Origin of the sequence: Protofrankia sp. CiP3 (assembly GCF_917627345.1) — a bacterium.
Lineage (GTDB): Bacteria > Actinomycetota > Actinomycetes > Frankiales > Frankiaceae > Protofrankia.
This window is the reverse complement of sequence record NZ_CAKJTM010000016.1, coordinates 16,478-36,624: the sequence shown is the minus strand read 5'-3', so window position 1 is coordinate 36,624 and position 20,147 is coordinate 16,478. Positions and strand designations below refer to the sequence as shown.

At 68.3% G+C, this 20,147-nt stretch carries 9 protein-coding genes and 1 riboswitch; of the genes, 4 read left to right on the top strand and 5 right to left on the bottom strand.

Annotated elements, in window-relative coordinates:
* Positions 1 to 623: 623 nt before the first annotated feature.
* The 3 genes from MJ797_RS08620 (at position 624) to lysS (ending at position 12,210) form a co-directional block, all read left to right on the top strand.
* On the top strand, positions 624 to 8,039 hold the full coding sequence (locus MJ797_RS08620; protein WP_239333531.1) for a type I polyketide synthase: 7,416 nt from the start codon (positions 624 to 626) through the stop codon (positions 8,037 to 8,039).
* 484 nt (positions 8,040 to 8,523) lie between these two features.
* Positions 8,524 to 8,647, top strand: a riboswitch (TPP riboswitch).
* Between the two features lie 214 nt (positions 8,648 to 8,861).
* A complete protein-coding gene (gene thiC, locus MJ797_RS08615) occupies positions 8,862 to 10,526 on the top strand; it encodes a phosphomethylpyrimidine synthase ThiC (RefSeq protein WP_374581787.1) in 1,665 nt (554 codons plus the stop codon).
* 214 nt (positions 10,527 to 10,740) lie between these two features.
* The gene (gene lysS / locus MJ797_RS08610; protein WP_239333527.1) at positions 10,741 to 12,210 is read left to right on the top strand and encodes a lysine--tRNA ligase; all 1,470 of its coding nucleotides are present in this window, start codon (positions 10,741 to 10,743) and stop codon (positions 12,208 to 12,210) included.
* A gap of 102 nt (positions 12,211 to 12,312) precedes the next feature.
* Here lysS and MJ797_RS08605 read toward each other — a convergent pair whose 3' ends face one another.
* Positions 12,313 to 14,034, bottom strand: coding sequence for a proline--tRNA ligase (locus tag MJ797_RS08605; RefSeq protein ID WP_239333525.1), 1,722 nt, complete (start codon positions 14,032 to 14,034; stop codon positions 12,313 to 12,315).
* An 821-nt stretch (positions 14,035 to 14,855) separates the two neighbouring features.
* On the opposite strand from MJ797_RS08605, the gene MJ797_RS08600 reads away from it, so the two are divergent.
* Positions 14,856 to 15,446, top strand: coding sequence for a L,D-transpeptidase family protein (locus MJ797_RS08600; RefSeq protein ID WP_239333523.1), 591 nt, complete (start codon positions 14,856 to 14,858; stop codon positions 15,444 to 15,446).
* A 101-nt stretch (positions 15,447 to 15,547) separates the two neighbouring features.
* On the opposite strand, the gene gnd is transcribed toward MJ797_RS08600, so the two are convergent.
* The 4 genes from gnd to MJ797_RS08580 all read right to left on the bottom strand — a co-directional run.
* Positions 15,548 to 16,567, bottom strand: a complete 1,020-nt coding sequence (gnd, locus tag MJ797_RS08595; protein ID WP_239333521.1) for a phosphogluconate dehydrogenase (NAD(+)-dependent, decarboxylating) — start codon at positions 16,565 to 16,567, stop codon at positions 15,548 to 15,550.
* 195 nt (positions 16,568 to 16,762) lie between these two features.
* Complete coding sequence (locus tag MJ797_RS08590) at positions 16,763 to 17,683, bottom strand: acyl-ACP desaturase (protein WP_239333519.1); 921 nt, start codon at positions 17,681 to 17,683, stop codon at positions 16,763 to 16,765.
* 172 nt (positions 17,684 to 17,855) lie between these two features.
* On the bottom strand, positions 17,856 to 19,061 hold the full coding sequence (locus tag MJ797_RS08585) for an XRE family transcriptional regulator (protein ID WP_239333517.1): 1,206 nt from the start codon (positions 19,059 to 19,061) through the stop codon (positions 17,856 to 17,858).
* A gap of 727 nt (positions 19,062 to 19,788) precedes the next feature.
* Positions 19,789 to 20,147: hypothetical protein (locus MJ797_RS08580; RefSeq protein ID WP_239333515.1), on the bottom strand; the 359-nt coding region annotated here is incomplete at its 5' end.

Below are 20,147 nucleotides of genomic sequence, written 5' to 3'. Positions count from 1 at the left end.
GACCACTGAGGCGAGGCTCCGGCAAGTGGCGGCTTGTGAAGGACGCCGCGGCCGGCAGGCATAATGACTGATCGTGCCCAAACGGATCCTGGTCGCTGCCGGTCGGCGGTGGGCGCATGCCGCTGAGGCCCACCGCCGACCGGCGCCCCCGAACGTGGCTGTCGCCGCGCCCCCGCTTGTCGTCGTGCTCGTGGCTTCCGCTTGACCGCCGCTTGCCTGCCGCTTGCTCGGCGTCGCGCCATACGGCATTAGTTGTGAGCTACGTGATTGTTTGTTGTTTTTCATAGTGTGCCATGGTCGCTATAACGTCAGCAGGCTCGTCCCGTTACGACCGGACCGGTCACGGTCATGCCCGCGATGGTTCTGTTCGTGTGGCGGGTTGCGCTGGCATTGCTTTTGTCCGTTTGTGGGATCACCATCCGGGCCCGGTCCGCGGGATTCATCGTGTTCGTCAGCCAACCGCGGTATCGACCCGCCGCCGTCTCGACAGCGACATACCACCCGGCCCAACCCGTGCGGCCGGTCATGACGCGAACGCGTTGTGGCCACCCGCACGCAGCTGTCGGTGTTCCGCCCGCGGCGCCGCGCTGATGGGCTGGCACCGGGTCAGGAGGGATCATCCAATGAGTTCCAGCACGTCTCCAAGCCCCTGGATCCGGGAACGAGATCTTGTCATTGGCATCACTCCGTTCACCGAGCCGGACGCGAGGCTGGCCGCCGCCGTGACCCGGGCCGGCGCTCTCGGCGTCCTCGATCTCGGGCGCGACGCGGCCACCGCGCGCACCGCGCTCGTCAACACGGCGTGCTGGGCCCGCGGTCCCTTCGGCGTACGTGTTCCCGCCGGCTGTGCGACCGTGCCGGGGGAGCTGCCGCCGGTGGTGGACACCGTCGTCCTTCCGTCCGGCCGTGCCCCGGGCGCCGGCCCGGTCGAGACAGGGCGGGACGCGGCGAGGTGGGATGTCGTGACCGCCGCGGCCAACGGTCACCGTCGTGTCCTGGTCGAGGTCACCTCGGTTGCCGAGGCGCGGGCAGCGATCGAGGAGGGCGCTGACGGTCTGATTGCCCGGGGTTGTGAGTCGGGTGGCCGGGTCGGCGACCTCACCACCTTCACGCTGCTCCAGCATCTGCTCCACGCCGGGCTGGACCGGCCGGTGTGGGCCGCGGGGGGAATCGGCCCGCACACCGCCGCCGCCGCGGTTGCCGGTGGGGCGTTCGGGGTTGTGCTTGACGTCCAGCTCGCCTTGGTCCGGGAGATGGAACCGCGGACCGATGTGGCCGCAGCCATCCGAGCTATGGACGGCAGCGAGACCACGGTCATCGCCGGGCATCGCGTTTATGCCCGTCCTGACCTGCCGGCCGCCCGGCTCACTGGTCATGATCTGGACGAGACCGGTGTCGCCGGCCTGTTGGGCGCCCGTGACCTGCGTGCGCAGCTCCTGCCGATCGGCCAGGATGGAGCCTTCGCGGCGCCGCTCGCTGACCGGCATGTGACCGCGGGCGGGGTCGTCGCGGCGGTCCGGGACGCGGTCCGGGAGCATCTCGGAGCTGCCGCCCGGCTCACCTCGTTGGCTCCTGGCGCGCCCTTCGCCGCCGACCGGGGTTTGCGTCTCCCGGTCGCGCAGGGACCGATGACGCGGGTCAGCGACCGGGCCGAGTTCGCCAAGGCTGTTGCCGATGCCGGCGGCCTGCCGTTCCTCGCCCTCGCCCTGCTGAGCGGGGCCGAGGTCACCGCTTTGCTGGCGGAGACAGCCGCGCTGCTCGAGGGCGCGCCCTGGGGCGTCGGGATCCTCGGGTCCGCCCCGCCGGAGATCCGCGCTGCCCAGCTGGCGGCCGTCAGCGCGGCCCGTCCACCGTGTGCGTTGATCGCGGGTGGGCGGCCTGCCCAGTCAGCACCGCTGGAAGCGGCCGGTATCGACACCTTCCTGCAGGTGCCCTCACCGGCGCTGCTCGCCCGGTTCCTCGCCAGCGGTGCCCGGAAGTTCGTCTTTGAGGGACACGAGTGCGGCGGCCACGTGGGCCCGCGCGCGAGCTTCCCGCTGTGGGAAGCCCAGATCGCCGGGCTGCTGGCCCACGGCGAGCGGGTGGCCAACGAAGCCGGGCAGCAGGCCGCTACGGAGTTCTTCGAGGGTGTGCACGTGCTGTTCGCTGGCGGCGTGCACGACGAGCGGTCCGCCGCCATGGTCGCGGCGGCCACGGCCCCGCTGGCCGAGCACGGTGCCCGGATCGGGGTGCTGATGGGCACCGCGTATCTGTTCACCGCCGAGGCGGTTGACTCAGGGGCGATTCTGCCCGGGTTCCAGCAGGCCGCGCTGGACTGCGAGCGGACCGTGCTGCTGGCGGCCTCGCCGGGGCACGCGGCCCGGTGCGCGCCATCGGATTTTGTGCATGCCTTTGCCGAACGCAAGGCCGAACTGCTCCAGCGGGGACTGACCCGCACACAGGTATGGGAGGAACTGGAGCGTTTCAGCCTTGGTCGGTTGCGGATTGCAAGCAAGGGGACGCGTCGGGTACGCGACCGGCTGGTCGCCGTCGACACCGAGGCCCAGCGTCATGAGGGCATGTTCATGATTGGTCAGGTGGCGGCACTGCGGTCGGCGAGAACCACGGTGGGCGTCCTGCACGCCCAGGTCACCGAGGGCGCGACCCATGCGCTGGCCGCCAGGGCCGCCGAGCTCGGCATCGATACGCATCCCGGCGGTGGCCGGTCGCATGGCGTGGCCGGCGGGCGGTATCAGGTCCGCGAGGCCGCCCGCCCGCTGGATGTGGCCGTCATCGGCATGGCCTGCGTGTTCCCGGGCGCCGCCGACGTGGACGAGTACTGGGCCAACATCGTCGGCGGCCTGGACGCGGTCACCGAGGTGCCCAGCGACCGCTGGGACCCGAACCTCTACTACGACCCGGACGCGGGCCCGCGCGACGCGGGGCGGCGGGTGGCGTCCAAGTGGGGTGGGTTTCTGTCCCCGGTGCCGTTCGACGCGCTGGGTTTCGGTATTCCGCCGAAGGCGTTGAGCAGCATCGACCCCGGGCAGCTGCTGGCCCTCGCGGTGACTGCCCGCGCGCTGCGCGACGCCGGGTACGACGACCGTCCGTTTGACCGGTCGCGCACATCGGTCGTGTTCGGCGCCGGGCCCGGCGCCGACCTCGCCTCCGCGTACAGCTTCCGGTCCGCCTACCCGGCCTTTGTCGGCCCGGTCCCGCCCGCGCTCGACGAACACCTGCCCACCCTGGACGAGAACTCCTTCCCCGGCCTGCTCGCCAACGTCATCGCCGGCCGGATCGCCAACCGTCTTGATCTTGGCGGGGTGAACTACACGGTGGACGCGGCCTGCGCATCCTCGCTGGCCGCGCTCGACGCCGCGTGCAAAGAGCTGGTGGCCGGCACCTCCGACCTCGTGCTCTGTGGCGGTGTGGACACCCATAACAGCATCCACGACTTCCTGCTGTTCTCCTCCGTCCAGGCGCTGTCCCCGACCGGCCGGTCCCGCAGTTTCGACGCGTCCGCCGACGGCATCAGCCTGGGGGAGGGGGTGGCTGTCGTCGTGCTCAAACGGCTCGCCGACGCCGAACGCGACGGCGACCGCATCAATGCCGTGATCAAGGCGGTGGCCGGATCGAGCGACGGGCGGGCGCTGAGCATGACCGCTGCGCGCAAGGCCGGCCAGGTGCTGGCGATGCAACGGGCCTACGCCCGAGCCGGGATCTCCCCGGCCGACGTCGGTCTGGTCGAGGCGCACGCGACCGGCACGGTCGTCGGTGACCGAACGGAGCTCGCCAGTCTGGCCGAGGTGTTCACCGCCCATGGCGCCGCGCCGGCAAGCTGCGCCCTGGGTTCGGTGAAGTCCCAGATCGGGCACACCAGGTGTGCCGCCGGCCTGGCCGGTCTGATCAAGACCGTGAAGGCGCTGGAGACCGGTGTGCGGCCGCCGGCGGTGAACCTCAGCCAGCCGAATCCCTACTGGGACGCGGCGAGCAGCCCGTTCTTCTTTGACACGGGGGCTCGTCCGTGGGCAGCGCCCGCGTCACGCCGGCACGCCGGTGTGTCCGCGTTCGGTTTCGGTGGGACGAACTTCCATGTGGTGCTGTCGGCCTACGACGGTGGGCCCGAGCCCGCGCACGGCTTGCGCCCATGGCCGGCGGAGCTTTTTGTCGTGCGAGGTACCGACCGGATCGCGGCTGGCCGCACCCTGGACAAGCTCGCCGAACTCATTATGATCAACGATGGCGCCGGGCGGCCCTGGGAACTGCGTGACCTGGCCGCGGCGGTCGCGCGCAGGCGCGGTGGGACAGTTCAGGTGGCCTTCGTCGCGGCCACCCTCGATGACCTGCCCGACCTGGTGCGGCGTGCGCGGGCATTCGAGCATGACCCGAAGGCGGGGATCTTCGTTGCGCCCGCGCCCGCGCCCGCGCCCGATGCCGATGCCGGGACGGCTGATCCGACCGGCTCCGGGCCGGCCGGTGACCCGGATCGACGCGGGCAGGTTGCCTTTCTCTTCCCCGGTCAGGGCAGCCAGCGGCCCGGGATGCTGGCGGATGTGTTCGTGGCCTTCCCGCGTCTGCGGCACCTGCTCGAACGTGGTGAGAAGTGGGTGAAGGCGATGTTCCCGCCGGCCGCCTTCACCCGTGCGGACGCGGCCGCCCAGCAGGAGGCGATCACCGATACACGTACGGCGCAACCGGTTCTCGGGATGGCGGGGCTTGCCATGAACGAGATCCTCACCGGGCTCGGGGTCCATCCCGACCACCTCGGCGGCCACAGCTACGGCGAGCTGGTCGCCCTGTGCGCGGCTGGCATCATCGACATTGATGATCTTCTGTTGCTCAGCGCGGCGCGGGCGGCTGCCATCCTGGATGCCGCCAGCGGTTTCGCGCGGACCGACGATCTGGGGACGATGGCCGCGGTGGCCGCCGCCGCCGGGCCTGTTCAGGAGGTGCTGGCCGCCGGTGGGGCGGAGCTGGCCGATGTCGTGATCGCCAATCGCGACGCGCCGGAACAGACCGTGATCTCCGGTCCGGCGGACGCGGTCGACGTCGCTGTGCGCCGCCTGCTGGCAGCTGGGCTGACAGCCCGGCGGATCCCGGTGGCGTGCGCGTTCCACAGCCCGATGGTCGCGGGCGCGGTCAGCGCGTTCGGCGCCGAGCTGGACAAGGCCGCGGTTGGTGAGTCGATGGTCCCGGTCTGGTCAAACACCACGGCACGGCCGTATGAGCGGGGCGCCGATGCGGTCCGGCGGACGCTTGCGGAGCAGGTTGCGGGCCCTGTCCGATTCGTCGATCAGATCGAGGCGATGTACGCGGCCGGTGTACGGATCTTCGTGGAGGTCGGGCCGGGGCAGGCGCTCACGAGGCTGACCGGTCGGATCCTCGCCGGTCGGCCGCACACCGCCGTCGCTACGGACGTTCCCGGTGAACACGGGTTGCGCCGGTTGCTGCTCGCGCTCGCCGAGCTTGCCGCGGCGGGTGTCACAATGGATACGGCGCCGCTGTTCGCCGGGCGGGACGTGCGTACGGTCTCGGCCGCGAACTGCCCACGCCGGCCCGGTTGGCTGGTCGACGGCCACCTGGTGCGGACGTCCGACGGACGTTGTCTGCCGGGCGGGCTGCGCCCCGCCGGTGAACCGCCACGGCTGGCGGGCGGCGAGCCCACCCTGTCGGCGGTCCCGGCCGCCCGGCCGCTGTCCTCACCCCTGGCGGTGCCGGCGCTGGCATCGCCGCCGGCGGTACCGCCCGTGATACCAGCGGCATCAGCGCCCGTAGCGGCAGTGGTGACACCAGCGGCAGCGGCGCTGGCAGGAAACAGCGCACCGCGGGAAGCCGCCACGAACGCGACTATGATCGAGTTCCTGCGCGCCACCCGGGATCTGGTCACCGCCCAACGTGACGTCATGCTCGGCTGCCTCGGTACGGCGGCCGTGGCGGGAGAGCGCAACGCGGTGGAGCCGGCCCGGGAACCAGCCGCTCCCGCTGTTCCCCTTCCGGGGCGTCCGGCGTTGGTACCCGCCCAGCCAGGGCCGGCCGAGCCCCGTGGCGCCGGTGCGGGCACGAGGGCGCCTGCGCAGCTGCCGGCGCTGGATCCGCCCGCGGTCCTGGCGCTCGTACTGGAGGTGATCCGCGTGGCCACGGGCTGTCCGGCGGACATCCTGGAGCCCGATTTGGATCTTGAGTCTGATCTGGGTATCGATTCGAGCAGAAGGGCGGAGATCCTGGGGACGCTGACCGCGCGTGCCGGCCTGCTGGGAGGCGCCGCCACTGCCGCCACCGCCGCCACGATGCTCGAGGAGCTGGCGCGGGCCAGGACCGTCCGCGGGATCGTTGACTGGATCGTCACCCGGCCGGGTCTCGACGCTGGCGCGGCGAATCCGGCGGTCGGGCCCGCTGGCGCAGCGGTGCCGCCGACGGCGAACACCGGTTCCAGCGTTGACGTCGATACCGTCTACATCGATCCGAGCAGGCTGCTGGCGAATGCCGAACGTGAGCGGCCAGGCGCCGCTTCGCTGCGGCGGTTCGTTGTCGACGTGGTTCCGCTGCCGCTGCCGTCGCTCGCGGACGCTCTTGCCGCGGTCGGGACCGGCCATGGGGCGGGGGCGCTGTCGGGCGCCCGCTTCGCCGTCGTCGAGGGCGGCCTGGGAATCGGGCTGGCTCTGACGACCATGCTGGAGCGGCACGGCGCGACCGTGCGGATGTTCTCCGCCGCTGATGGGTCGCTTGCTGATCAGCTCGCGAGCGGTGTCGGGGCGGACGGTGTCCTGTGGGTGTCGCCGGTGGACCGGGACGCCCCCCCGGCCCTGCCCACCGCGTTCGGCCCGATCAAAGCCGCGGTCGCGAGCGGTACCCGCCGCCTTGTCATCGCGACCGGCAGCGGCGGCAGCTTCGGCCGGTCCGCGACCGATGAACCTGGTCCGAGCGTCGGGATAGCCGGGCTGGCCCGCACAGTCGCGCGGGAGGCGCCGCGGACGCTCGTCCGGGCGGTGGACCTCGACCCCAAGGAGGCTCCCGTCCAGCTCGCCGAATACCTGCTCACCGAGATCCTCACACCGGATGCCCCGGTCGTGGTCGGCTACCGTCACGGGATCCGCTCGGCCCCGCGGGTGGTGCCCGCGCAGCTTTCCTCGACCGGCGTGGGTGTACCCGCACTCGGCCGGGACTCGGTCGTGCTGCTGACCGGCGGTGCCCGCGGTATCACCGCCAGGGTGGCGCTGGCGCTCGCCCGTGCCACCGGCTGCGGGATCGAACTGATCGGCCGAACTGTCCTGCCGGCCGTACCGGAGGACCCGGCGACAGCCGCCGCGCCGGACGCGCCGCGGTTGCGCCGAACCCTGATCGACGCGGGCCTGTGCCGACCGGCCGAGATCGAGGCCACGGTCGCCCGGTTGCTGGCGGAGCGGGAGGTGCGGGCCACCGTCGCGGCTCTCACGCGGACCGCCTCCTATGTTCGATACCACGCCGTGGACGTCCGGGATACCGAGGCGCTGCGCCAGGTAGTGGCGGCGGTTTACGCCGATCGCGGCAGGATCGACGGGGTTGTACATGGCGCCGGGAGTGTTGCGGACAAACTGGTCCGGGACAAGACGCCGGAGCTGTTCGACCGCGTCTTCACGACAAAGGTTGAGAGCGCTCGGGCGCTTGTCGACGCACTGCGTCATGATCTTGATTTTTTGGTGTTGTTCGGCAGCGTGTCCGGCGTGTTCGGTAACCCGGGCCAGGCCGACTACGCCGCGGCCAATGATGCTCTTGACACCTGTGCCCATGCCTGGGCGAGACGTTTTCACGGCCGTGTCGTCTCACTTGACTGGGGTCCGTGGGGCTCGTCCGGCAGCGAATCCGGCGGAGCTGATTTCGGTGGGGGAATGGCGTCCGCCGAACTGGGCCGTCAGTATGCCCGCCGGGGCGTCGGCCTGATCGATCCGGATGCCGGAGTCGTCGCGGTACTGCGTGAACTGGCCGCCGATGTGGACGTGGCGCAGGTCGTGTACATGTGCGGAACACCCGAGGCACTCGACGGTGGATTTCCCGGTCCCGGTATCGTCGATGTCGGTCGCTGACCGGAAAATGAGCCCGACCACGACGGTACATGAGCATGATCAGGTCGCGCCGATCCATCACGAGCCGTCCGGTGTGAACACGTGGTGCACTGACCTATTGAGGCCGCCGGCTGTCCGGCCGCGGACCGCCCGCATCGCCCGTGGCGGGTGTCGTGTCATCCCGCCAGTCGCGGACAAGTCCGACGATGAAGATCCCGAGAAAGAGAAACAGCAATGGCAGCAGGATCATCTTTGCTCCCGGCGGAAGAGGACGGCCGGCCTGGCTGGCACCGTGACGGCGATGCGCATGCCGACCCGAGGTGCATACCCGTCCGCGGAATACATCTCACCTGACGTCCGCATTGTGTGACGCTGCGGCACATTCAGCGGTCATCGGCGGTTGTTTCGCCGATCGGGTGGCGGCAGCGTCCGGGCTGCCGTACCGTCGCATCGAACGTCAGCTCATCCAATGTCAGCTCATCCGACGATCAAACGTCAGCTCATCCAATGCCAGCGCGGGAGCTTCCGCCACAAGGGGGCTGAGAGGGCGGCTGGGGTCACACCCGGGTGCCGCCGACCGCCGAACCTGTCCGGGTAATGCCGGCGTAGGGAGCCATCACCGTGGTGCCACCTGTTGACCGATCCGCCATGATTCCCGCGCCGGTATCCGCCGCCGCGTCCACCGGGAAAACCGTGCCCACTGGAAAAACCATACCCGCTGGAAAAACCGTGCCCAAGGGGAAAACCGCGCCCACCGGGGAATTCGCGCCGGTCACGTCCGGTCCGCTGCCGGGCAGCCGCAAAACCTATCTGGCCGGTTCCGCGGACGGCCTGCGTGTACCTATGCGTGAGGTTGTTCTGTCCACGGGTGACAGCGTCATTCTGTATGACACTTCCGGTCCGTACACCGACGCCGATCAGGTCACCGACGTGCGCCGGGGCCTGGCGCCGCTGCGGGACACCTGGATTGCGGACCGCGCGGACACCGAGACCGTCCACAACCGCGCGTTCGTCCGGGAAACCGAGATCGGCCAGGGCACGGAGCCCGTGGTTGGCGTTGGCGACGGCCTGGGCGGTCGGTCATCTCGCCGGGCCCGGCCGGGGCGTGCCGTCACTCAGCTGGCCTATGCGCGCCGCGGCGAAATCACGCGGGAGATGCGGTTTGTGGCGTTGCGCGAGGGCCTGCCGGTCGAGACCGTACGCGCGGAGATCGCGGCTGGACGGGCGGTGCTACCGGCGAACATCAATCATCCGGAGTCCGAGCCGATGGCGATCGGCCGGGCATTGTTGGTGAAAATCAATGCGAACATCGGGAATTCGGCGGTGGCCTCGTCCATCGAGGAGGAGGTCGACAAGATGGTGTGGGCGACCCGCTGGGGTGCCGACACCGTCATGGATCTGTCCACCGGGCGTGACATCCACACGACCCGGGAGTGGATCATTCGGAACTCGCCGGTCCCGATCGGGACCGTACCGATCTATCAGGCGCTGGAAAAAGTCGGCGGCAAGGCCGAGGAGCTGTCCTGGGAGGTCTATCGGGACACCGTGGTCGAACAGTGCGAGCAGGGTGTGGACTACATGACCGTCCACGCCGGGGTGCTGTTGCGTTACGTTCCGCTGACCGCGCGGCGCAGGACCGGGATCGTCTCCCGCGGCGGTTCGATTCTCGCGGCCTGGTGTCTGGCTCACCACCAGGAGAACTTCCTGTACACGCACTTCGCCGAACTGTGCGAGATCCTGCGGGCCTACGACGTCACATTCTCTCTCGGGGACGGTCTGCGGCCCGGATCGATCGCGGACGCCAATGACGCCGCCCAGCTCGCGGAGCTGGCCACGCTGGGGGAGCTCACCTCGGTGGCCTGGGAGCACGACGTCCAGGTCATGATTGAGGGCCCGGGGCACGTCCCCATGCACAAGATCAAAGAGAATGTGGAGCTGCAGAGCGAACTGTGCCATGACGCGCCCTTCTACACCCTTGGGCCACTGACCACGGACATCGCGCCAGGCTACGATCACATCACCTCCGCGATCGGCGCCGCGATGATCGGCTGGTACGGCACGGCGATGCTCTGCTACGTCACGCCCAAGGAACATCTCGGGCTTCCCGACCGCGACGACGTCAAGGCCGGCGTGATCGCTTACAAGATCGCCGCCCACGCGGCGGATCTGGCCAAGGGCCATCCGGGAGCTCAGGCATGGGATGACGCGCTTTCCGACGCCCGGTTCGACTTCCGTTGGGCTGACCAGTTCCATCTCGCGCTCGATCCGGAGACCGCGCAGGCGTTCCATGACGAGACGCTGCCCGCGGCGCCGGCCAAATCGGCTCATTTCTGTTCCATGTGTGGCCCTCATTTCTGCTCGATGCGGATCAGCCAGGACGTGCGCAAGTACGCCGCCGACCACGGGCTGGAGACAGCCGAGGCCCTCGAGGCGGGTATGCGGGAGAAGGCCGAGGAGTTCACCGCCAGCGGCGGGCGGATCTACCTTCCGGTCACGGACAACGGCTGAGCCGCCGTCGATTGCCGCGCGCACGGCCTGCTGTCGATGCCGTGACAGGCCGTGCGCCGGACAACTGTGACTACCGGTTGGGTAGTACGTGGCCGGTGGCTTCGGTCGGTAGGCTGGGGATGCCCGCCAGACCGACGACCGCGCCGCTACCGGCATTTTCCTCGTGGCGCTTACCGTCCGTTTTCGTACCGATCCCGCTCGAGAAGGTGTGACCATGTCAACGGAGCAGCCCGGCGTCACGGGGCCTCAGTCCGGATACCGCGCGGACTCGCTGGCTGCCGCCGCCAGGCAGGCGCCTGATGGCACCGCCGTCAGGCTCGCCGGCCGTATCATGCTGTGGCGGCGCATGGGCGGCCTCGTGTTCGGTCACCTCCAGGACAGGTCGGGCCGCGTCCAGGTCTCGCTGTCCCGTAACGACCTCGGCGAGGAAACCGTCAAGGAGTGGTCCCGGTCTGTCAAGATCGGTGACTTTGCGGGCGTCGCGGGACAGATGTACACCACCCGCAAGGGTGAGCGCACCGTTGCCGTATCCGAGCTGACCGTGCTCAATCGCACGGCGCGGGCGCTCCCGGACAAGTGGGCGGGGATGTCCAATGTGGAGGCCCGCTACCGGCGCCGCTACCTGGATCTTCTTGTCAACGCCGAGTCACGGGAGCGGTTCGAGACCCGCATCAGGATCATTCGGAGCATTCGTCGTTTCCTGGAAGACAACGACTTCCTTGAGGTGGAGACGCCGATCTTGCAGGAGGCGGCGTCGGGCGCCGCTGCCCGCCCGTTCGTGACCCGGCACAACACCCTCGGCGAGGACTTCTATCTCCGGATTTCCCCCGAGACGCTCCTCAAGCGCGTCGTGGTCGGCGGCTTCGACCGCGTCTTTGAGATCGGCCGTAACTTCCGCAACGAGGGCATGGACTCCTCGCACCTCCAGGAGTTCACCATGCTCGAGTGGTACGCGGCGTACTGGGACTACCGCGACAACATGGCTTTCGTCCGAGAAATGATCATTACTGTTCTTGACGACGTCATCGGTAGCCGCACCATCACCTACGGGGGCACAAAGCTCGACTTCGGTGCCGGCTGGCCCGAGGTCGACTATCGGACCGAGGTGGCCCGCCGGACCGGGATCGACCTGAGAGTGGTGCGTGACCTTCCGGCGTTGCGTGAGCGGGTCGCCGGACTTGGTCTGGATGTCGGTGCGGCGCCGTCGTACGCGGGCCTGGTCGATCTGCTGTACAAGAAGACGGTTCGTCCCGATCTCATCCAGCCGTGCTTCCTGCTGCACCACCCCGCCGAGCTGGTCCCGCTGGCGCGGCGTAGCGACTCCGACCCAACCCAGCTCGACAGCTTCCAGGTCGTGGTCAATGGTTGGGAGATCGTCAAGGCCTACTCCGAGCTGATTGATCCGGTGGAGCAGCGGCAGCGTCTCGACGAACAGACCGCGCTGCGTGAAGCGGGCGATGACGAGACGATGATGATGGAGGAGGATTTCATCGAGGCGATGGAATACGGCATGCCTCCCATGTCAGGACTCGGCATTGGCATCGACCGTTTCGTTGCCCTCCTCACCGATGCCCCGACCCTCCGCGATGTCGTCCTGTTCCCCACCATGCGCGGGACAAAGGGCCAGACCGCCGGCGATGCCGGCACCGACGGCATCGCCAGTACCGACAGCACCGCCAGCTGAGCACACGAGCGGAGGAAAGGGCCGCTCCTCCCGCGCGACGTGGCGTGGGAGCGGCTGGGACGACGGCAGAGGTGAGTGCGCCGGGCCGCGGTAGAACGGCGGTCACAGATCGCGGCGAAGGCGTTCCACCGTCTTGGGCAGATCCGTGATCTCAACCTCGGTCACGACCGATCGGTCCCGTGTACGGATCTCGACGATTCCTTCCGCCGCGCGGCGTCCTATGACAATCTGCACCGGGCACCCGAGCAGATCAGCATCCGCGAACTTCACGCCGGCGGAATTCCCGGTCCGGTCGTCCACGAGGACGTCAAGCCCCTCCGCCGCCAGCGGTCCGGTGACCGAGCTGACGATCTCCCAATCGAGCTTCCGGCCCAGCGGAATCACTTCGACGTCATACGGAGCAAGCGCCGCCGGCCACACAATCCCATTCTCGTCATGGTGCTGCTCGATAACAACCGAAAGAATCCGGCTGATGCCGATGCCATAGCAGCCCATCACCATGGGCGCGTCCTTGCCGTTGTCATCAAGAAATGTCGCGGCAAGAGGCACGGAATACCTGGTGCCGAGCTGGAAGATGTGGCCGATTTCGACCGACCGCTCGACCGCGAGCGGGCCTGTGCCGTCCGGCGAGGGGTCACCTGACCGGGCATTGGTCACGTCCGCGTATTCGTCCGGCTCGAAGTCGCGTCCCTGGTTGCAGCCAGTCACGTGATAGTCGGCTTCGTTTGCCCCGGTGCACCAGTCGCGGCCAGCCGCTATATGATGATCCGCGACAATCCGGCTGACGTGGGCCGCAAGCCCCTGCGGCCCGACGTACCCGCGAACCAGGCCGGGGTTCGCCGCGAAGTCGCTCTCACCGAGGAGGACAGGCGCCGCTCCGAGAATCGCCGTGAGCTTGTACTCGTTGATCTCACGGTCACCCGGACAGAGGACAGCTACGATCTGATCCTGTCCGCCGCCGGAGCGCGGAATCTTGTACAGGACACATTTCAGAATCCGGCTCGCCGGCAGGTCCAGATGCGCGGCGAGTTCCTCGACTCCTGGAACGCCCGGCGTGTGGAGCCGCTGGAGCGGCTGTGTCCCAGGCTCCACCGCGATGGGCCGCTGACCGGAAGCAGCCTCCATGTTCGCGGCATAACTGCCGTTGGGCGCATAGACGAACAGATCCTCGCCGATCTCGCTCGGAGCCATGAACTCGTGGTTCACATCCCCGCCGATCTCGCCGGCCTGCGCCTCCACCGCCCGGAAACGAAGGCCGCAGCGGGTGAACACACGCTCGTAGGCGTCGTGCATCACGTTGTATGTGGCACGGAGCGAGTCCAGGTCCGGGTGGAAGCTGTACGCGTCCTTCATGATGAAGTCACGAGCGCGAATGAGGCCGGACCTCGGCCGCAACTCATCCCGGTACTTGGTCTGAATCTGGTACACGCTCAGCGGCAGGTTTCGGTAGCTGCTGATCTCATGTGCGATCAGGCTGGTCACCAGCTCTTCGTGCGTGGGAGCAAGGCAGAACTCCGCTCCCTTGCGGTCTGCCACCCGGAACATCAGGTCGCCATAGTCGGCCCATCTGCCGGTCCGTTCCCACAGCTCGCGAGACAGCAGTGCCGGCATCAGTATTTCCTGACAGCCGGCGGCGGTCATTTCCTCGCGCACGATCTCCTCGACCTTGCGGAGAACACGAAGCCCGAGCGGAAGGTAGGTGTAGATGCCGGAAGCGACCTTCCGGACGTACCCGCCACGAACGAGCAGCTTGTGATTGGCTGTCTCAGCCTCGGCGGGATCGTCGCGAAGTGTCCGGGCGAACATGCGGGAAAGGTAATCCACGGGAAAAGACCTCCGTCACTGGAAAGTAGCCGGCAGCTGGCGGCAAGCCGTCACACACGAGAACGACGCCGAGTCAGCCCCTCGCGGGTGGCCCGGCCAGGGCGTGTCTGATGGATCATCGCCCACATTGACCAACATCCATCAGACACGCCCTAGATCGGTCGACGTGCGGCCTTGACGGAGCCCACTGGGAGATCCCCTCTCGCTTGATGCGCCTGCCCTCGGCCACGAGCGCCCGGCAACAGGCTGTTCCCGGACGCTCCACATCTTGACAGAGCGGCGCTGACCGAGTTCCAGACCAACTTACCGCCTCCGACGACCACGGCGTCAGGCCCCCTCGACCTCCCGGCGGCGGTCCACCGCGGCTCTCACGTCGCTGCGCCGCGATGTGGGGCGGCGCGGCCCGCGAGGCCAAGATCACCAGGCGTGGACCGCGAAAGTCGTCACGAACCGCATACGCCGACCGTTCCTGGCGGTGCGTTCGGATGCGCCGGTGTTTTCACGTTGTTTGTTCGTACCAAAAACAAACAACCGGTTTCCGGCTGTTGTGATCGGTAGCAACCGTACGTGTGATTTTCTCCGTTCCATCCTGGATGGGCGTGAAGTACGTGAACGTACCGGCAGGGTGGCAGGCCGTCCCGATCGGCTCACCGACCGGGACAAGCCCCGGGGGCGGAGCTGTCCTTTCATTGCCGCTGACGGATGAGCCCGCTCCGGGAGGCCACCGAGTTGACCACGGCACTTGTCGAAGACGCCATTGGCGCGTTACATGTGCCTGAACCAGGCACCTCAGGCTGCGGAGGGGAGGCAGGGACGGTCGGATGATGTATGTGACGATTTTTGATCTTGGCGCGGAGATGTCCGAGCGGATCGCCGACGTGAACCGCCAGGTGATTGTGGTCTCAGCGCCCGACCAGACGGCCACGACGAACACGGTCACTCTGTGGCAGCGCACCGATGGATGCGCAGGGTGGACTCGGGTCGCGGCTCCGCTTGCCGGCCGCAACGGGGCAAACGGCTGGTCCCTGAATCACTACGATGGTGATCTGTGCAGCCCCGTGGGTGTGTTCACACTGACGGCCACGGGCGGGCGTCAGCCCGATCCGGGCACGCTGATGCCATATGAGTACCGACCGTCCTACTACCAGACCGGTGAGCCGGACATGGCGGTCGCGTTCGACTACGTGGTAGCGATTGACTACAACCGGATGCCCGGCTACCCCCCGTCAGACCCCAAGCGCCCGCTCGGTACGGCGGCCGGCGGCGGTATCTGGCTACATGTTGATCACAATTGCGCTACCCAGGGGTGCGTCGCCGTGACGAGAGAGGGAATCGTCGCCATTCTCGCCTGGCTGTCGCCCGCCAGCCGGCCGCTGATCGTCATGGGCGACGCGGCGTCGCTCGGCAAGTAGCCTCGCGCGGCGGGCGGGAGCGCACCGGCGTGGAGCGCCTGCCGGTTCCGGCCATCCGGCCGCGTGGCCGGGCACGGATCCGACATTTTAGCCTGGCCGGATCAGCCGGCCGGCTTTTCCGTGTGACCGCCGAACTGCCTGCGCATGGCCGACAGCAGTTTGTCCGCGTACAGGGCCTCGCCACGCGAGGAGAACCGTTCGTACAGCGAGGCGGTGAGCACATGGGCGGGCACACCTTCCTCCACCGCGGCGAGTACCGTCCAGCGGCCCTCGCCGGAGTCCGACACCCGGCCGCTGAACGACGCCAGCTTGGGATCCTCGACGAGCGCCGCCGCCGTCAGATCCAGCAGCCAGGAACTGACCACGCTGCCCCGGCGCCACACCTCGGCCACCTCCGCGGTGTCGATGTCGTACTGGTAGTACTCGGGGTGCGCCAGCGGGGTGGTTTCGGCGTCATGCTCGCCGGTGTGTTCCCGGCCGATGCCGGCCTTGTTCAGGATGGCCATCCCCTCGGCGAAGGCGCCCATCATCCCGTATTCGATGCCGTTGTGGACCATCTTCACGAAGTGCCCGGCCCCGTTCGGCCCGCAGTGCAGGTAGCCCTTTTCGGCCTGGGTCGGTGCACCGGCGCGGCCCGGCGTGCGCGGTGCCGTCGTCAGCCCCGGAGCGATCGTGGCGAACAGCGGCTCGAGGCGGGACACGACGTCACGCTCACCTCCGATCATCAGGCAGAAACCGCGTTCCAGCCCGAAGACCCCCCCGGAGGTGCCGACGTCGACGTAGTGGATGCCCCGGCCGGCGAGCTCGGCGGCCCGGTCCACATCGTCGCGGTAGTAGGAGTTGCCGCCATCGAGGATGACGTCGTCAGCTTCGAAGTGTTCAGCGAGCGCGAACACGGTCTCGCCGGTGATCCCGGCGGGGACCATCACCCAGGCCGCGCGGGGGACGGTGAGCTTCGCCGCGAAGTCCGCGAGTGTGCTGGCACCGGTCGCGCCCACGGCCTCCAGCTGCTCCACCGCCGCTGGGTTGACGTCGTAGACGACGCAGTCGTGCCCGTCCCGCATGAGCCGGCGTACCAGGTTGGCGCCCATCCGGCCAAGGCCGATCATCCCGAGCTGCACGAGATCTCCCGTAGTCGTTGGACTGGTGCGGTGCGGTGCGGTGCCAGCGGTGCCCGTTTCATTGTCGCGCGGCCTACCAGCCATGACACCGCACCGCCGGAGAGTCCTGGTGATCACTGTGCCACACGGCCCGCGGCGTCGGGACTCCGGCCGCGCACACTTCGTGGCCCGCGGCCGGTGGGTGGCGCGGTGGGTTCAGGCGGGGGAGGCGGCGAGCGCGCCCGCGCCCGCGCGTTTCGTTTCGTACTTCCGGGCGAGGGCGTCGATCGCCTCAAGGTAGCGCTCGACGTTCGTCCGGGCCTGCTCGGCCGGCGCGTCGAGGCCGTCGAGGTCGAAGAACTTCCAGTGCCGCAGGAGCGGCGTAACGACCTCGTCGTGGTGGATGCGGAGGTCGTAGATCCCGGCTCGGGCGATCCGCTTGGCCTTGCGGTCGAAGTCCTCGATGCCTGTCCCGGGCATCTGGAAGGCCACGATCTCCTCGGCGATGGCCCGCACTGTGGCGGACGGGTCAATCTCCAGCGCCGCGCTGATCAGATTCCGGTAGAAGATCATGTGGAGGTTTTCGTCGGCGGCCACCCGGGCGAGCAGCTTCTCCGCCACGGGGTCCTGGGTGAACCGCCCCGTGTTGCGATGGCTGATCCGTGTTGCCAGCTCCTGGAAGGACACGTAGGCGATGGCGCGCAGTGGCGTCTTGCCGCCGCCGTCGAACCCGTGCTGCATCTGGATCATGCGGCCCCGCTCAAGGGCAACCGGATCGACACCACGGGTTACCATCAGATAGTCGCGCATCGCGATGGCGTGGCGTCCCTCCTCCGCCGTCCAACGGTGCACCCAGGTACCCCAGGCGCCGTCCCGGCCGAAGGTCGTCGCGATCACATGGTGGTAGCTGGGCAGGTTGTCCTCTGTGAGCAGGCCGACCTCGAAGGCGACCTGGGCGATGTCGGACAGCCTGGACTGCTCCGGTTCCCACGGCAGGGTGTCGAAGTCACTGCCCTGGCTCCAGGGGACGTACTCGTGCGGCATCCATTCGGCGGCCAGGCCCAGGTGGCGGTCGAGGTTGGCCGCGGCGACGGGTTCAAGCTCACGCAGGATGTCGATGTCTGTGAAGGAGGTCATGCGCATACCCTGACAGGTCAGCTGGACAGCGGACTACGTCCTGTGGGCGGGATTGAAGCCTGAAAACTGTTCTCTGTGAACAGTTCCGGAGGCCTGCTGGGAGGCGGCAGAGCGCCCGGCGCTCATGGCGGGGCTCGCTCACCGGACGCGTCGAACTGTCGCGGGGATCGTGTCAGGACGACATCGCGGCCACTGTCAACGGACCGAGCGCGCACCGGGCGTGGTCGACCAGCGCGGCTACGCCGGCATACCCGGCCTGCTCGATTTCCTGGCACAGGCGGGCGATGTCGCGGCGTGTCATCCCGGAGTCGATGGTTGCCGCGTGGGCGACAGCCTCGTGCCCGAGGGCGATGGCCCGCTCGGGGTGGCCTGTCCTGACATGGGCGACACCCAGCCTGGTGAGGAACTCGACCCGGTTCCGCGGGAACTCGTCATCGAGGCCGTCAAGATCGTCGAGGGCCGCCTGGAAATGGGGTATCGCCTCGTCCGGGTCGCCGCCGGACAACAGGGCCTCACCAGCGGCGAACGAGATGTCCTTGCGGCCGGCCCAGTACATGTAGGGAGGGTTCTCGTCCGGATGAACAGCGTCGATCAACGAGTAGGCGAGTGTGGTCGCGGCCACTGACTCCGCATGGTGACCGGTGCGGCTGTGAGCGACAGCCAGGTCGGCAGTGATCACAGCCCGTTCGATGGCGCTCAGCACGCTGCGGGCGCCGTCCTGGGCCGACTGGAGCAGGGTGATCGCGTCGGCCGGTTGCCCGTACCACGCCGCCTGTTCGGCCATACAGCGCAGGATGTTCGCGCCGAGAGCGGGCGCATCCGCCTCGTGGGCGGCCCGGAGCGCCACGAGCCAGCAGCGTTGCGCGGCACCGTACTGCCCGACGTCGTACATCGCCCAGCCAGCCAGCCGGGCCAGCTCGGCGGCGACCGCGTACAGCCGGGTTTGGTGGATGTCGTTGTGGATGCCGGTCCGCAGCAGCCGGACGGTGATACCGAGCTCGGTGATGGACAGCGCGTGAACATCGCCACCGCCGAGGCCGTCGCTCATCCGCCGCAGGGCGTCGACGCGCTCTTCAAAGCCGCGCACGAGGGGATCGTCGACAAGCTGGCCGACGGCGGCGGCCCGGCGCTGGCATGCCCGTGCGGTGAGCCAACGCTCGGCGGCCGAGTCAAGGGAGGATCCGGACACCGGGAGGAAGCGGCGTGGCCGCTTGGTACGAGTCATCTCCGCCAGCCCGCGGGCCAGCCCGTCGTCCGCCCACAGTAGATCGAAATCGGCGTTCGCGGGTGCGAGCTGTTCGACGGGTAGCGGCTCCGAGGCATCGTGATGTTGGCGGAGTTTATGCGGATCCCATCCTGAGCGTGCGTGTATTGTCACGGCGGGTTTCTCCCGTCTCCGGGCAGAGCTACTGTTGATCATAGCCGTGCGAAAACAGCGCCCCTAGCGGCTCCGGCAACAGGACTGTCCGGCTCGCGGCGTCCGGGCGGCGCCTCGCTTCATCGCTCCCCGTCCATCGCCGCGCGATGCACGGGTACCCCGGCTCGTCGGTCGACGCCCAGTAGCTCCGGCGTCTCCCTCCGCAGCCTCGCGATGCACGCACGCCAACCCCGTTCCTTGGGTCATGCCCCTATTGCCGGTCGCTCTTACTCCGGTCGCCGTTCCCCCTGAATGATCCCGTGGTTTTTTCTTGGCAGGACTCGGGTCCGGGTGGTATGGCCTGCCTCCGGATCCGTGTCAGCTGATATGCGGGAGGCGAACCAGGGGGTGCGTAACCCGCCAATGCCGTGGTCGGTATTATGCGGTGCCCATGGCGGTCGCCCGCTCTCGTGGGTAATCGGGCCATGGCCCACTCGCTGGTCGGTGCCGCGGGTAGCTGAATGTGGACACACCTCCAGAAGAGGCAGACTCCGTAACGGGAGACACGGCGGGCCGGTCCGATCTTCCGCGAACAGTGGGTTCCTTCGGGGCCGCTGCCCGCGCGAACGGCATGATGATCGCGCAGCCTTCGGTCGCTAAGGTCTTGCTACCCGAAGAATCTACCACTTATGCCGGTCATGCTCACTGGTCATGCCCTGCCTGGCGGGTCCGATGCCAGCGGATACAGTTACACGTTACCGCTGTATTCACCGGCCAGAAATGCATTCACCGGTTTGTTCCCACTGTTTATCGCGTTACCGCGAGCCGTCTTTCTGGGGTCATACTGATAATTCCTCGAGTGGTGCTTTTCTGAAGGGATGGCGCCTTGCTGCCGCCTTTTTTCCGTCTCGGGAGTAGCTCTTGACCTCGTTGAACAGCGTGGAGCAATCGCGGCGTTCCTCGCTGTTATCGGACGCTGGTGCTGTTTGTACAGCGTCCTCCCGACATCTTCGGTGTCGTTTTCCGGACCGTCGACGAGGTATTTCGCCGGGCGGGCGTCACCCTCAGCCAAGGGCGGGTTCGGGAGCCCCGGGCCGGAGCCGGCCG

Coding starts and splice junctions, on each gene's coding strand:
- lysS (WP_239333527.1), top strand. CDS start 10,741: ATGTCAACGGAGCAGCCCGGCGTCACGGGGCCTCAGTCCGGATACCGC.
- MJ797_RS08620 (WP_239333531.1), top strand. CDS start 624: ATGAGTTCCAGCACGTCTCCAAGCCCCTGGATCCGGGAACGAGATCTT.
- thiC (WP_374581787.1), top strand. CDS start 8,862: ATGCGTGAGGTTGTTCTGTCCACGGGTGACAGCGTCATTCTGTATGAC.
- MJ797_RS08600 (WP_239333523.1), top strand. CDS start 14,856: ATGATGTATGTGACGATTTTTGATCTTGGCGCGGAGATGTCCGAGCGG.
- MJ797_RS08590 (WP_239333519.1), bottom strand. CDS start 17,683: ATGACCTCCTTCACAGACATCGACATCCTGCGTGAGCTTGAACCCGTC.